This is a genomic window from Pedococcus soli, assembly GCF_054782575.1.
Genome location: NZ_BAAGSF010000004.1, coordinates 1,343,382 through 1,357,609 on the forward strand (window position 1 = coordinate 1,343,382; position 14,228 = coordinate 1,357,609).

General features: G+C 65.7%; 15 protein-coding genes. 5 read left to right on the forward strand and 10 right to left on the reverse strand.

What is annotated here, in order from left to right:
• Window positions 1-90 precede the first annotated feature (90 nt).
• The 4 genes from ACYVKF_RS12440 to ACYVKF_RS12455 form a co-directional block, all read right to left on the reverse strand.
• A complete protein-coding gene (locus tag ACYVKF_RS12440) occupies window positions 91-489 on the reverse strand; it encodes a hypothetical protein (RefSeq protein WP_460966693.1) in 399 nt (132 codons plus the stop codon).
• Between the two features lie 248 nt (window positions 490-737).
• Window positions 738-2,024, reverse strand: coding sequence for a hypothetical protein (locus ACYVKF_RS12445; protein ID WP_460966695.1), 1,287 nt, complete (start codon window positions 2,022-2,024; stop codon window positions 738-740).
• A 203-nt stretch (window positions 2,025-2,227) separates the two neighbouring features.
• Window positions 2,228-3,193 (reverse strand): hypothetical protein, encoded by a 966-nt coding sequence (locus ACYVKF_RS12450; protein WP_460966697.1) that lies wholly within the window; start codon window positions 3,191-3,193, stop codon window positions 2,228-2,230.
• Between the two features lie 18 nt (window positions 3,194-3,211).
• On the reverse strand, window positions 3,212-3,631 hold the full coding sequence (locus tag ACYVKF_RS12455; RefSeq protein ID WP_460966699.1) for a hypothetical protein: 420 nt from the start codon (window positions 3,629-3,631) through the stop codon (window positions 3,212-3,214).
• Between the two features lie 139 nt (window positions 3,632-3,770).
• On the opposite strand from ACYVKF_RS12455, the gene ACYVKF_RS12460 reads away from it, so the two are divergent.
• Window positions 3,771-4,439, forward strand: coding sequence for a hypothetical protein (locus tag ACYVKF_RS12460; RefSeq protein WP_460966701.1), 669 nt, complete (start codon window positions 3,771-3,773; stop codon window positions 4,437-4,439).
• A 536-nt stretch (window positions 4,440-4,975) separates the two neighbouring features.
• Here ACYVKF_RS12460 and ACYVKF_RS12465 read toward each other — a convergent pair.
• On the reverse strand, window positions 4,976-5,326 hold the full coding sequence (locus tag ACYVKF_RS12465) for a hypothetical protein (RefSeq protein WP_460966702.1): 351 nt from the start codon (window positions 5,324-5,326) through the stop codon (window positions 4,976-4,978).
• A 159-nt stretch (window positions 5,327-5,485) separates the two neighbouring features.
• Between ACYVKF_RS12465 and ACYVKF_RS12470 the strand changes: the two genes are divergently transcribed.
• Both ACYVKF_RS12470 and ACYVKF_RS12475 read left to right on the forward strand, forming a co-directional pair.
• Window positions 5,486-6,400 carry an NrtR DNA-binding winged helix domain-containing protein gene (locus ACYVKF_RS12470; RefSeq protein WP_460966704.1) on the forward strand — a complete coding sequence of 305 codons (915 nt, stop codon included), beginning with the start codon at window positions 5,486-5,488 and terminating at the stop codon, window positions 6,398-6,400.
• Window positions 6,401-6,609: 209 nt separating this feature from the next.
• Window positions 6,610-8,733, forward strand: a complete 2,124-nt coding sequence (locus tag ACYVKF_RS12475) for a GmrSD restriction endonuclease domain-containing protein (RefSeq protein WP_460966706.1) — start codon at window positions 6,610-6,612, stop codon at window positions 8,731-8,733.
• An 8-nt stretch (window positions 8,734-8,741) separates the two neighbouring features.
• On the opposite strand, the gene ACYVKF_RS12480 is transcribed toward ACYVKF_RS12475, so the two are convergent.
• Window positions 8,742-9,290 (reverse strand): hypothetical protein, encoded by a 549-nt coding sequence (locus ACYVKF_RS12480; RefSeq protein WP_460966708.1) that lies wholly within the window; start codon window positions 9,288-9,290, stop codon window positions 8,742-8,744.
• Window positions 9,287-9,763: a hypothetical protein gene (locus ACYVKF_RS12485; RefSeq protein ID WP_460966710.1), complete on the reverse strand. Its 477-nt coding sequence runs from the start codon at window positions 9,761-9,763 to the stop codon at window positions 9,287-9,289. Before ACYVKF_RS12485 ends, ACYVKF_RS12480 begins: the two co-directional genes overlap by 4 nt.
• A gap of 174 nt (window positions 9,764-9,937) precedes the next feature.
• Between ACYVKF_RS12485 and ACYVKF_RS12490 the strand changes: the two genes are divergently transcribed.
• Window positions 9,938-11,266 (forward strand): hypothetical protein, encoded by a 1,329-nt coding sequence (locus tag ACYVKF_RS12490; RefSeq protein ID WP_460966712.1) that lies wholly within the window; start codon window positions 9,938-9,940, stop codon window positions 11,264-11,266.
• Between the two features lie 180 nt (window positions 11,267-11,446).
• Here ACYVKF_RS12490 and ACYVKF_RS12495 read toward each other — a convergent pair whose 3' ends face one another.
• Window positions 11,447-11,791, reverse strand: coding sequence for a hypothetical protein (locus ACYVKF_RS12495; protein WP_460966714.1), 345 nt, complete (start codon window positions 11,789-11,791; stop codon window positions 11,447-11,449).
• A gap of 39 nt (window positions 11,792-11,830) precedes the next feature.
• The gene (locus ACYVKF_RS12500) at window positions 11,831-12,292 is read right to left on the reverse strand and encodes an EVE domain-containing protein (RefSeq protein ID WP_460966716.1); all 462 of its coding nucleotides are present in this window, start codon (window positions 12,290-12,292) and stop codon (window positions 11,831-11,833) included.
• Window positions 12,293-12,420: 128 nt separating this feature from the next.
• Between ACYVKF_RS12500 and ACYVKF_RS12505 the strand changes: the two genes are divergently transcribed.
• On the forward strand, window positions 12,421-12,921 hold the full coding sequence (locus ACYVKF_RS12505; protein ID WP_460966717.1) for a hypothetical protein: 501 nt from the start codon (window positions 12,421-12,423) through the stop codon (window positions 12,919-12,921).
• 244 nt (window positions 12,922-13,165) lie between these two features.
• Here ACYVKF_RS12505 and ACYVKF_RS12510 read toward each other — a convergent pair whose 3' ends face one another.
• Window positions 13,166-13,945, reverse strand: coding sequence for a hypothetical protein (locus tag ACYVKF_RS12510; RefSeq protein WP_460966719.1), 780 nt, complete (start codon window positions 13,943-13,945; stop codon window positions 13,166-13,168).
• Between the last annotated feature and the right edge of the window lie 283 nt (window positions 13,946-14,228).

Below are 14,228 nucleotides of genomic sequence, written 5' to 3' on the forward strand. Positions count from 1 at the left end.
GACTCACGTGAGGCAGCATCCCTGGTGGACCTTCTGTGTTCGACGCTGGACGAACCTTCGAGGCGCTGACCTCGGCTCTGGAACGTGGGCTCAGTCTTGAGGCTCATTCATGATGTCGATGTCGGAGGACGTGTCGACAGGCGCTGCCTTCGGCGCCAGAAGGGTGATGGACCTGATGGCCGAGCAGAGTCGCCACTGCTCCTGAGTCGGGTCCTGCGGGTCGTCGAACCAGACCAAGCTCCGGCCTCCCACTCGGGGCCAGAGGTCGACGGCGGTGATTGCAACCTCGACGTTGTCGTAGGCCATGACCACGGACTGTGGCCCCGCACGGCGGGTGTAGGTCATCTGGTCGAGGTCCCACAGGTGCTCCGACAGTTTGGTGCGAACTAACCAACGCCCTCCCATCCCCGGACCAAGACCGACGGTCTCGTCTCGGGCAACGCCCGACTCGGCGTCCCCGCCGCCTTGCTGGGCACCGATGGCAACCATGAGAGACACGATTGCCAGGCGCCAGCCCACGCCCACGCAGATCCGAGCAGCGGAGGGAACCGGCCATTGCGCGCGACGCGCGATGCCCGACAGTCGCCTGAGTCCCCAGCGCGCGTGCCTACGGTGAAGGCGACGGAGGACCTGAACATAGAGAACTGCACAGTGGAAGGTAAGTCGACGCCACGCCCGCGGGGGCGGCACACGAACGGACGCGGCCCAAGAGAGGAGGTGAAGTCGTCGGTCGCGGATCATGGTGTGCCCCCGTGCGGTCGTGCCCTTGTGGCGGTCCATCCGCGCGTGAGTGCAGGCTGGCCGTGGGTGCTGCGCCACCGAACGATGGAGTTGTTCAACAAGGCGAAGCAGTACTGGTCCAACAACCCGCGACGCCACCCCAAGCTCATGGCCCGCCCGACCAGCAGCGTGCGTTTGAAGTGGTAGTGGTGGCTCTCGGCGTCGCTACGGATCCCGACTATGCGCTGCCCGTCCGGGTCGGTGGCTGCGATGATCCGAACGTTCTCCGACCGCCGAGCGTGCAAGTCCGCGCGGTCCGCGTGCGGGCTGACCCAGACCCAGAACGCCCCTGCCTGGCACGGCATCTCATAGCCGACGCTGAAGTGGAACCGGCCGTCTGCGCGACGTGGTCTCTTGACCTGACGGCGAGCCAACTGCCCCAGCAGGACCGGATCCCCCGACTCGTCGAGCCCGATCTCGCTGACGGCGCCGTTGACGGCGGCCAGGATGTGTGTGCACGGACCGGTCGGAGTGTCATGAGTCCATGTCCCGAGTGGGAAGCTCTTGGCGGATCGACCGTTCGGTAACCGCACCGCAGACGGTGCGGTTTCTGCGGCGGCATACGTGCCGGGTTTGGAGATGGGAACGTAGCCGTAGCGTCGCATCACCTGGTCCAGGTGAACGCCCCGGAACGCACCGTCGTAGACCACGGCCTGAAGCTCATCGCCGAAGGCCCGCCGTAAGTCGCCCAGCAGGGTCACGGCGGTCTCCGCTTCGCGACCAGCCGCCTCGACCCGGCCGATGGTGAGGATGACTCGCTCGTAGTACGACCCGCCTCGTACGTGCCAGGCCACGTAGTTCGTCGCGTGCGCCGGCCCGGCCTTGCCGTGGTGTTCCATCGCGTCCGGGTCGTAGCGTCGTCGCGGCTGCGGGAGCAGCTCGCCGGTCTCTGGGTCGGGATAGAGCACGGCGATCGTGCCATCGGCCAGAGTGTGCCGGACCGCGGTGGGTGGCCTGTAGATCGGGGTGACCAGGGTGCCGTCACCGTAAGCGGTGCGGGTCTTTGCTGGGTGTGACCACGATCCTCCGCACGACGGGAGGCACAGCCCGATGTCGTGAGCCAGGTCCACGGCCTGCTGCAAATGGACGGCGCTGACGCGCCTGAGCCCCTCGTCGGTCGCCAGGTGGGTGTTGCACGCCGTGACCCACGCCCCCCACGTCGGTGGCTGCCCGGCGGGGGCGATGCTGATGCCGAGCGCTGCACCCGCCTCGGCAACCTGTGTGAGGGTGTGGTCCCAGATCATCGGTGTGTGCAGCTCGGCGTGCGCCCGGGCGGCGGAACGGTAGTGCCGTGCGAGTGCCCCGAAAAGCATCACCGACCAGCCCGGGTGCACCCGGGGACGTCCCACCTCGGCGCGGGACGGGACCAGCTCGCCGAGGGCGTACAGCTCCGGCGAATGCAGCAGCGCCGTGATGGTCTCTGCAGTGTCCGGGACCCCGCTACGGCCTAGGACAGCGGGTCGGCCGGTTTCCACTCAAGTCCGATCTCGGCTGCGGTGGCGTCCAGGCCGTGACAACCCATCCGCACCGCGACCTGCTCGATGGGGACGCCGGCGCTGTACATCCGCGCGCCGGCCCAGCCACGCAACGACCTCGCACGGACTGCCGGGTCTTCGCCGAGTCCGGCCAGGTTCAGAACCTTGGTGACTTGGGTGCACACCGATGCCTGAGCCAGATACGCCCCGGCTGGCCCGGCGCCGCCGTACGCCAACAAAGCCGACCCGTCGGCACCCGAGTCCATCAACGCCACAGCCTGCCGAGCCACGACCTGCGAGCCCCAATCCGTCAGGCGCGCGAACCTCGCGGTGTACCGGCGTGAGTTGTGCAGAGTGAGCCAGCGCGGCCGTGTGGCCGAGTCGAGATCGGCAAGGCGCACCGCTCCGATCTCGCTGGTTGCAGCCGTGGCTTCCCCCAGGGCCCAGGCCACAGCTCGGCGCAGACTCGCCGCGCCTGACTGGCCCAACCGGCTGCTCGCCCGACACAGCAGCACCTCGTCATCGGTCAACGGTCGGTACGCCCGCGGTTCCCTCGGCGGAAGCACCAGATCCAGGGTCGGGTCGCCGACCACGAGTCCGCGGGCGCGCAAGGTGCGGAACACGGCCCGGACAGTCGACCGGCGCAGGTGCTGGGTCGCCACGCTGGGGCTGCCGCAGGACCTGGTCGTGGCCTGCACGAACGACTGGCAGTCGACCTGGGTCACCTGGACCCAGTGGGTGCGACCGGAGTTGGTCAGGCGGGTCACGAACCTTCCCCCGATCTCCTCCAACCGGGCACCGGTCTGCTCGGCCATCAGGTCGTCCCGGCCCCATGCCGCGATCACCAGCCGCCACCCCTCCTGCAACGCGAGTCCGTCGCCGTAGGCGGGCGCGACGCCGCTCGACGAGACGGGGGGTTCCGGCACCCGGCGGGTCATCGCCAGCCCACAAGGAAATCAGGTAGGAGGGCGCGGGGATCTGGTGACCAGTTCGGAGACAGCTGCAGCCAGGACGGTCTCGCCCATCCATGACTCCCCGAGCAGGCACCTGCTCCACAGCTGCTTGGAGAACCCGAACCGCTGGCATACCCGACGCGCCAGTTCCCGGTCGCTGCGCGAGCGCAGGGCCAACACCACATCGTGGGTGACCATGGCCACCTGGAGGGAACGGGGGTCACCGTTTGCCGGCAGCGTCCAAGCGGGTCGCGGATCCAGCCCGAACTGGTACTGGTCGTGGAGGTAGGCGCGGGGAACCAGCGAACGGTGTCCGAGGCTGCGTGACGGCATGCCGGGCACCGTGATCTGGTGTCCGTCCACGGCATTGCCCCCGATCCCGTCCTCCGGGCCGTTTCCGCAGGCATGGAACGAGAGCAGCACACCGACGCTGCGCCAGTCACTGGTGCTGACGAAACGTCCACAGCCAGTGCGTGATTGAGGGACATCGGACCTGAGTCGTTGAGTAGCGACGCCATGCAGTCGCACCCTGAAGAGGACTGGCGAGGAGGGATCGGCGACGATGACGAGCGAGGCCGTGGACAGTGCTGGGTCGGCGCGACTGCGGTGCTGCAGCTGGGGGCATGAGGCCATGCCAGCGGTGGCGCTGGGGGTCCATGACGATGGCGCGCAGTCGACGCCGCAAACGCCGTACTGCGCCGGCTGCGCGCAGGCGCTGATCTTGGCCGGCGAGTTCGTCGTCACCGAGGTGCTGGATCCGGACGCGTTGGGCTCGGTTGTCTGCCCCGACTGTGGAGGTGCGGGTCGGATCCAGCTGCGTGACGGCGCACTGAAGCCACTGACGTGGTCGTCCTCGCCGTCCGCCGACGATCAGGACGATATGACTCATGCGGCCTTGATGAGGTGGGGCGACGGGGTGCCGGCGACGGCTGTCGGCGAGAGCGGCCGTTGGCGGGTCTGGACCGAAACAGCCCGTTACGACATCGACCTCAACGACCGCACCATCCGGCGGCAACCGGCCCAGCCTGGGGCGGGGGAAGTCCGCGACAACATCGGGGTTGCGCAGCTTCGTCGCGACAACGAGATCACCCCGCTGCTCGGCCCCGTCGACTGCAGGCTCGGTGAGCCCATGACCCTGCGGTTGGGTCTCCGATCAGACGGGTGCGCGACCCTGCGATTGACGACGATCGTGACGGCCATCGAGCAGGTCGTCGGCCGTGCACGGCGCTGACTCCCCAGAGGGAGCCCCCGGCGACATGGGTCTCTGCACGGTGGACTTGGGAATGGTGTGCACCTGCGTTCCCCGGGACCTGGCAGCTGCCGAGGAGGTCACCCGTCGGGTCCGTGAAGTCCTGCTGGAATCGGGCGGACCCCTTGTGACGGCGATCTGTGGCTCGTTGCTGATGAACCACGGCATCGAGTGCATCGAGATCCGTGCGGACCAGTGGTTCGCCATCACCGCGACTGCCCGTGACCGGACCCGGTACAGGGTCAGCTGTGACGAAGTCGAGCATGGGGTGGCGCGGATCTGGAAGCGTGTTCACGCCGATCACGGATAACCCCGACACCCCCGTCGTCTGGGCAAGCCGATTTGTGCGGAAGGCTCGCGAGCGTGTCAGAGGGATTCTTCCAGCGCTCTGCGAAGGGCGTGGAGCCCTGCCAGGGTATGGCTTCGCGGATGGAGATTGCCTCAGTGCACTTCCCGAAGCGGTCAGCGAGTGAGCCCCACTACGCCTTCAAACGGATGACGTTGGTGGGGCTCACCCTTCACGCGTGAAGAGCTGTTGGTGCGAGCTGCCGAGAGAACACGGCAAGTGCATCGTCGACGGTGAGGGTGCTCCGCAGTCGGACCAGTTCAGCCTGTGCGCGGCCCAGGGCCTCGACGAGCGCGTCCACCACGGACTCGGTCATCGACTCCGCGGTGTCGGCGGCCTTGTTCTTGATGTCACCCCGACGTTCAAGTAGGAACTGCACCGCCCTGTCGACCAGACGACCCACCTGACTCATAAGCCGATCAACGACTGCCCGGGCGGCCGAGCCCAACACGGCGCGGATGATGTCGCTCGCAACGTCGAGAGCGATCCGTCCGACGGCGGTCCCAATGGAGGTCATGTTCATGAAGGGTTCCTTTCGTGACGGCGACGTTCAGCACGTGCGCCTGTGGTGTTGTGTATGTCGACCATCAACGAGCGATCTTGTTGATGGGCAAGATCAAAGCATGTGGAGTTGCATTTCACAACAAAAGTCGGCGAAAATAGTCATGTGACTAGTCCCGACGTGAATGTCGTCGTCTTGCCCGTAGCCCTGTTCCCCGCCTCAACGGGGCATCTCGGCTTCCTTGCCTTCAGGCCGGCCGGCGAATGGCTTCGCGCGCATGCAGGAGTTAAACCTCGAGCGGTTGCCGAGGAACTGATCAGGACGGGCGGCCCGCGAATGTTCGACAACCTGCCCCATTGGCGTGCGCGGCTTGAACGAGTCGCATTCACCGACGTCGCCGGCGAGCTCACCCTCATCTACACCGCGGCTGTACCGATGACGACGCCGCTGATGGACCAGGAGCTGCGTGCTACTCAACCTGATGATGTGCCCAAGGACTGGATCGACCTCATCGGACACGTTCGACCCGATTCCGAGCAAGAACATTCGACCAGTGATGCTGTTGATTTGGTCGTCTTGGACTACTGGCGACAGCAGCTCGAAGAGACAACCGCCGCATTCGACCTTCTTCCGCGCTACTTCACCACTTCGCAGATGCGCCTCGCCTACGAGGCGGTGTGGGGTAGGGCGCAGGATGCCGGGAACTTCCACAAGTGGCTGCACGACGACAACCAAGGCATCGCAGCGCCTGCCAACGAGGCGCAGATCATGAAGGAAGTCGACGCGGTGGCGAGAGCCGCTTGGATGCCGAGCCTTAAATCGGCGGCTCCGGGACTCACCATGAAGCAGGTTGCCCCGAAGCTGGTTGGCGCCTCCCCACTGCTGGCGATGGGTGGTGCACTCGGTGCGGTGGTCGGCGTCGCTGTCGGAACTGCTGCTGCAGGCGGGCTTGTGGCTTACCAGTCCGCGCGAAGCGCCGGCCGACAGCCGAAGTGGTACGAGCGGACCACGCCGTCCAGGGTGATTTTGAAGGACCTGTACTCTCCGCGACCTGCTTGGCTTGTTGCAGGGCGATCGGTCTTCGATCGTCCCTAAGCGGCGGTCGGGCACTCCGCGCCGATGGGCAGGCCGCTCCACGCTGGCCCTTCTCGTTGGGCCGTCGCTGCGGAAATCACCCAACAGCCAGTCGCGAACGGCCAGACTCAAGCCTGGATTCCTCGTGCGGAAGGCTGACTAGTTCGTCCGCATTGAGCAGGGCGGCTGGCTACTGTGGCGATGACGAAGTTCGTGCTACTGGAGGTCCCGTGCAGACGCTGGTCCTGACGCCTACCGAAGTGTTCTTTCTGCCTCAGCGGCTGCTTGTGCCCCTGTTCCAGAGGCCATACGTCTGGAGCCGAGACGGCCAGTGGTCATTGCTGTGGGACGACATCCGGCGCCAAGCGGAGCGACGTTTGGAGGGAAGAGCGGCAATACCTGCGCACTTCTTGGGGGCGGTGGTACTGCAGGATCAGTCGGCCCCGGCTGGGCAACTGCCGCGGCGAACCATCATCGACGGCCAGCAACGCCTGACCACCCTCCAGGTGGCTATCGACGCCGCGCACGCAGTGATGAGCGGTCATGGACAGGCCAAACTTGCGAGCCAGCTGCAGCGCCTGACCGCGAATCCCGAGGATTTCTGGTCAGAGGACGAGGATCGGTTCAAGGTGTGGCCCACCAACCGCGACCGCACGGCCTACAACGAGGTGATGGCGGCCGAGACGCCCGTCGACTACGCCAGCCTCCAGCACAAGGACAGTCGGCTCGTCCAAGCCCACGCCTACTTCTCGGCGGTGATGGCCGAATGGACCTCGAGCGACGGCGACGCTCAGATCGAGCAGCGTTGCGCCACCTTGGCAGGCGTGCTCACCTCTGGCCTCCAGCTGGTGGTTATCGAACTCAGGGCGGACGAGGACTCCCAGGAGATCTTCGAAACGCTCAACGCGCGAGGCACGCCGCTGAGCGCGGCGGATCTCATCAAGAACTTCGTGTTCCAGCGACTTGCCCTGGAGGGGGCCGCGGCCGAGCAGGCGTATCAGACCTACTGGCACTTGTTTGAGACCAAGTTCTGGGAGGGCGAGATCAGCGTCGGCCGCTACCTGATGCCGCGCAGCTCGCTTTTTCTGGGTCAGTGGCTGGGCGCTCAGACCGGTGAAGAGGTCAGCCCTCGCGCTACGTTCAGCAGGTTCAAGCACTACGTCGAGCACGAGATGACTGCTCCCATGGAGCAGCTGCTGCCGACCCTGCATCAGCAGGCCACCCAGTACCAGCACTGGGTCGAGCGGGCCGATGACCCCTATGCCCAGCTGACGCCGGTGGAGATGTTCGTCTACCGCACTCAGGCCATGGACTCCGAGGTCGCCAAGCCCCTGCTGCTATGGCTGCACGACCCCCAACGGCCTGCCATTCCACAGGAACAGATCGAACGAGCACTCGGAGCTGTCCAGAGCTGGTTGGTCCGCCGAGCTCTGCTTCGCCTCGCCAGCGCTGACCTCGGTCGAGTCGTCGCCGATCTCATCAGCACGAACTCCCACGCCGCTCCAGACCAGGTCGGAGACCACATTGCCGCGTACCTGGCTCGCCAGGACAGCGCCAGCACCTATTGGCCCGGCGATACGGAGGTTGAGCAGGGGCTGCGTACCCTGGCGGCGTACCGCCGGTTCAAGCGGGGACGTCTGCGCATGGTGCTCGAGGCGGCCGAGGACCACGCCCGGTCCTTCACTCATGCGGGACCATCCCCCACGGGGGCGCGCGTCCCGCGAGGTGTGCTGCACATCGAGCACCTTCTGCCGCAGAAGTGGCAGACCTACTGGCCTGTCACCGATCTCGAGGATGAAGCGGAACGCCAGGAACACGTCCATGTCCTGGGTAACCTCACGCTGCTCACCGGGTCCCTGAACGCCAAGGTGTCCAACGGACCGTGGCTGGGGGACGGCGGCAAGCTCTCCCATCTTGAGCGTCACGACGTGATCCTGATGAATCGGCGGATCCTGCGCGACGCAGTAGACGGCTGGGATGAGCACCTCATCGACAAGCGCACTGAAGCACTGATCGAAGCCATCCTCCAGACCTGGCCAGTCCCAGAAGGACACGCCGGGAAGCTTCGCGACGACGCCCGCCCGACGGCTGACTACATCGAGCTGAAGCACCTCGTACAGGCAGACGCGATCGCCGTCGGCACCGTACTCACGGCGTCTGGCGGAAAGCACGCCCAAGTCAGGGGCACGGTGCTACCCGGTGGCCGCATCCAGGTGGACGGCAAGGACTTTGACAGCCCGTCCGGTTCGGCTCGGCACGTCCTCGGACGAAGTCAAAACGGATGGACTTTTTGGCGGCTCCCAGACGGGCGCCGCCTCGAGGACGTGCGTATCGAGTTCCGCGAGGGTGGCTGAGGCCGAACTCACTCCTGGTTGCCTGGCACGTAGTCCATCGAGCGGCCGGTCTCTGCCCACGACAGGCGCTGGGACCAGTCGGGCTCCGGGGCAAGAGCCCACCAAGAAGTACCCGAGTTGTAGCTCCAACGTCCGGTGGAAGGCCCCCAATGAAACAGGACGCTGCCGATTCGACTCAGGTCGCTGAGGGTCCTCGCCAGGAACGCGGACGTGGTGTAGGGCTTCGCCCTAATCGCCGTGTGGCCATAACGATCCACGAGGAACGTGAAGTCCTCAGGGTTGGCAGTCGCATAGGCGTGCTCCAGCACCCCGTACTCCACCCACTTTCCCCTGAAGGCGCGCAGCGCAGCGGGCAGTTCCACCGCGAGACCAAGCTCTGCGGCCAGCCCACCGATGGCGGGGATTTCCGGAGGAGTCGGGACATGCAGCCACGTGTATGGACCCGACTTGGGGTGTCCATCTGCCAACGGGCAGGTGAACGTCATCATCCCGTCGTCATCGACGCGAGTCCCGCGCACGCCCTCGTCGGCGTGAAAGTGGCAGACCTGCATAGTCATCGAATCGTCCCCTTCCGGGCATCGGTCCACCACTGAGCGACCACCGTGTCCATCCGGTAGGAGTACGCGCCTCGCTCCTTCTTCCACTCCATCGGCCAGATCGCCTCGCCGAACAGCTTGATGGACTTCTTGCTCAGGGCGCCGAGCTCGTTCCGGAGCTGGATGGCCGAGAAGCTGTGAACCTCTTCTACCTCGGACTTTGGGACCCACTGGCCACGCTGGCTCGCGCAGCTGTCCATCAGGGCAAGAACCGCCTCGTAGGTGACCGCGTCGGCGAGCCGGTCCACCATGTCCGTAGTCCACGCCCCTTGTCCTGGGACGACGACTGCTTCCTCGCCATCTGCTGCGGATTCGGGAGTGGTGGGGGTGAGTCCGGCGGCCAACGATGCCGAGAACTCGGCCACTTGCTGCGCGTAGCGAAGGGGGACGGGGAGCAGGACGATCTCGTCCTGCCATTCAAGCGTGGTCTTCATCTTCTGCTCCTCACATGTGACGTCGAGCGACGTCGTGTGTGAGAAGAGTCGCGGAGTTCTCACCTGTTGTCAAGCGACATCATGTGACATCGTGACGCGTTTTCAAGTTTCGCACCGACAGTGGAGTTGTCGCCTAGTCTTCGATCTCTTGTTTGATCGAACTGAGGGGCAGCCATGACCGACGAGCGAGGTTCCGCAACGCCTGTGTGGCTCGTGGCGGCGGAGTCAACATCTCGCGATCGCGAGGTCGACATTCCTGATCTCGCGGGCGAGATGACACCGCAACGGCTTGACCAGCTGCGCAACGCCTTGGCCGTGTTCCTCGACATGCCCTTGGTCACTGTCGAGGCACATCCAGTCCCGGCCGACTCGGTTCCTTCTGGAGGCCGGATTCTGGACGCCGCAAGCCCCTTGGCGCGGCATCTGTCCGACCTGGTCCGAAATGGCTCACCCACTGCCGCACCACCGGCCGCGGTCGGTGGTGAAGTCCTCTACCGAATGGTTGTTCCGCCGAGCGTTGCTGCCCAGCTTGGCCAGGGACTTGCCCGGTCCATGCCGTCGAAAGCCGTCGAGGAGGGAATCCACAGCAGCATTCTCGGGGCGAAGGGCGTAGTAGCCAATGCCACCTTCGTGCGCGCCACCGGAAGCGCCGCAAAGCCCGCAGGGACCGCAGCAGCAGGAGCGACAGCAGCAGCGGGAGCAAGCGTGGTTGCTGTGGCTGGCCCGCTCGTCATCTTGGCACTGGCCACGGCAGCGAGCATCCATGCCGAGGAGCAGAGGCGGCAGGCCATCGAGCGAGTGACGGACTTGCTCAAGGGCTTGCACCAATCACAGCTCGAAGCTGAGCGTGACCGCTTGACAGGTTGCGAACAGGCCATCCAGAAGGCGACCGCGGTTTTGCTCGATGGCGGCGAGATCGGGCACTCTCTCGGTCTGGACAGTGCAGTGAACACGATCGACACAGCCGTCGCTACCGCACTTCGTCGTACCAACGACTGGCACAAGCGACTCGCACCCTTGACTTCCGCAGGTGCCACGACGTCCGAGCTCAAGAAGGCTTTTACGGGTATCGAGCACGAAACAGGGGAGTTCCGTGTGCAGGTGCGCATGGCCACGTTGGCCATCGCTTTGAAGAGGCGCGTGGCTGTTCTCCAAGCAGTCGATCATGCCCAGCGCTCACCGGACACGGGCTTTCAGAGATTCACACAGATGCTGCGAAGCGAGCAAGAATCTGTCGACGACTTGGAAGCGCACCTCAAGGGCCTCCTGGACGGCATGGCCGCGTTGCGCGTTCGACCGCCAACTGGATTCATCGACAAGGTCATGACGCGGGGGGAGGTCAATGAGTTGCTGCGTTGGCCCGTGCGCCTTCGAGAGCTGGCCGCGGTCGAACTGCCAACCGGCGCCGCGGACAACCATCAGTTGGAAATCACCCTGATCAAGCAGCGTGACGGCCGGCTCAGGGTTCTTCCCATGCGTGCTGTCAACGTCGCGACTTCGTAACCAACGGTCCCGCCGGTTCACTCACGCCTCTTTCCGTATGGCGCGGCGGCGTGAGTGAACCGGAGTGGCCACGTCGACCAGTAGGTCGGCCGCGCCGCGGTCGCGTCGGGGTAGCTCAGGACCCGGTCATGCTTTCCGTGAGAGGGCGACCTGGTGATCGGCCCGACGTGAGCCGAACCATCACCTGTAGAGGCCCGTGGTTTCGGAGAAGGACTGCTTCCAGTTCCACTGATCCATGACGTACATAGCGAAGTCCTCGGATGTCAGTTCGACAATGTCGTCGACAGACATGGCGGCCATGGTCAGGACACGGTCGTAGTCGGCCGTGTGGTCCTCGGGTTCGGGTAGGCGGAGGTACTGGTCCACGGCCCGCCCGGTGCGCACGTGGCGGATGCGCCGCTCCAGTTCTCGGATCATTCGAGTGCGATATCCCTCGAGGGCTTCCTCGAATACAGCGCGGTGGTTGTCGCGGTTGATGGTGACCGCGTTCATGAACTCGTCTCGGTTGAGCTTCACGGTTCTCATCAGATTGCTCCTGCGGTGTTTGGGGAAATGGGGAGATGATCAGGCGGTTGCTGGGGCGGCCTCAGTGAGATCGACCATCAGCGCCATCTGCGCAGCAGTGACCTCGAAGAGATTCGGCCGGTTGGGCATGCGGAAGAGTTCGAAATCCGCGAAGGCTGGCAGGCCCTTGATGTCGGTTCGTCGGATGACGACGTGGTCGAACATTGACGTGATCGTGACTGGTACGGAGGGTCGCTTGGTCCGGGGGCCGTGTGGGTCGCCGTAGGACACGGGGTGCTCTCGCTCCTGCACGGGTCCCGCGACCGTGCCGTATCCGTAGACGCCCGCCCGTTTGCCAGTGCCAGCGACCCAGAAGACCACGACGTCGCCGACGGAGACGTGCTCCAGGTGACGGGAAACGGCGGGGTAGGTGAGGTCGATCCCGTCGTCCACGAAGTCAGCTATCGCCTCGGCTGCTTCCTCGACGTGAAACTGCACCAGCCATCCGCGGTTGTGTGTCATGGTGATCTCCCTGCTCCGCCGGCTCCGGGAATCGGCCGGTCAAAGGGGTAGACGCTGCGGTGGGGAAAATGTCAATCGCTCGAGACTGACGCGCTCAACACACGCCCTTTGATTGGCAAGGACTGGCGATGGATTCGAAGGAGTACGAGGACCTGCGGCTCTCTGCCCGAGCCGCGGCGCACCGAGCCGGTGCCGAGGTCGCCTGGCTTGACGACATCGCCGACGAAGCGATCGCGAAGTACCTCTCACAGGGGGCGGCGCCCGAGAAGCCTCGTGCCTGGATCAGGAAAGTAGCGAGGAATCTCGCGGTCGACGCCCATCGAGCAAAGCCAACACAGGGAATGGCTGCCCTTCCATGGAGCAGTACCGGTTTCGGCGGGAGGGGACTCCCGAGTGGACTGCGCGTGCCAAGTCCGACGGCGATGGTGAGACGTCGAATGCTGGTCGAACAGGTGCTCGCGGTCTGCACCCCCATCGAGCGTGAACTGCTGATCGGAACGGCCGCCGGACTGTCCGCTAAGGAACTTGGAGTACGACATGGATACACGAGCCGGTCCGTGACGCAGATGATCTCGACTGCCAGGAAGAAGATCCGAGAGGCGTTCCCGGACGACAGCGCCGGGGAGTAGCGCCTGCCGGAGGCCGGTTCGGCGTTCCGCTCGTGGCCCGTAGCCGACCCATTACAAGCCGCCGCGGCTAGTGCCACGCAGCACGTTTGCGCAGATCAGAGGGTTTCAGCCATACGCCACGAGGGCGGGGTGCGACTGCGTGCCGCGAGTGCAGGTTCGGCGCCTGGCGAGCAGGCGACGAACTGTGCGACAGGAAGATTAGCCCACGCGGGAAGGGCATCGCCGTCCGGCGGCCGTCGGGTGCTCAGGGAGTGAAGTTGAACGTGGTCCGGGGGAGCGGCGGTGGCGTCGTGCGCTCTTCAAATCCCTTGGCGAAGCCGATGCCCATGGCGATGACGCCGACCGCCGAGACGATCACGAGGGCGGCCACCCCGAGCTGCGCCCACCCCCTCACCCTCTTGGCAATGGGGGAGTCGCTCGCGCCGCGGCCGCCGATCTCGGTCCAGACCCGTCGTTGCTCCGCGCGCGCTGAGGACAGGGTGCGCTCGGCGGTGGTGCCCAGGCTCTGCGCCCAGGTCCACGAACCGTTCGCCGCATTGGCGGCGCTCTCGCTGGCCGCGGCGACGAAACGACCCAGGATCCACAGGCCGCCACCGACGAAGGCGACGCCGGACACGGCCTGTCCCATGGCCTCCAGGGCCCCCGTCAGCGACAGGGCGAATCCCAGCACGCCCGCCATCGCCGGCCACACCCATACACCGGTGAAGATGCCGGTGGCCACGTAGGACGACAGTGAGGCGGCAGCGGCGGCCGCCTTGTCATTGGCCTTCGCCAAGGCCTTCTCCAGTTGCTCTCCGCCGCGGTTGTGGTCGACGAAGTCGCGCAACGGCGCCAAGGTCTGCGGCCCCTCGACTCTCGCGGTCGTTGCTGCCTGGTCCAGGGTCAGCTGCGACTCCACCCGCAACGCGGCCAGGCCGATCTGCCGCTCGAGGGCATCCGGGAGCACGTCGACCTCGCGGCGTGCGGCGATGTACTGATCGACGAGGGTGAGGACGCTGGCGTCCGTCAGGACCTTCGTGTCCATGGCTGCCTCCCCTGCGCGTCGGACGAGCGTCCGCTGCTGCTGTGGAGATGGTCTCGCTGACAGGGCAGGTGCGGATGCACCATTCGGCGTACCCACGGTGGATCCGTTCCGGTGTCAGCGGGCGGCCCCATCGCTTGGTGAGGGTGTTGGACCACCGCGCTGCCAAGCCGGTGCGCGGAAGGAGCATGTCGCGCACCGGGACCTTGGACCCTGACCTGCCTGGAGCGCGACCAAGACGATGGTGGGGACCCGGTGGGCCTGCGCACCCTGCGCGCACCAGCCC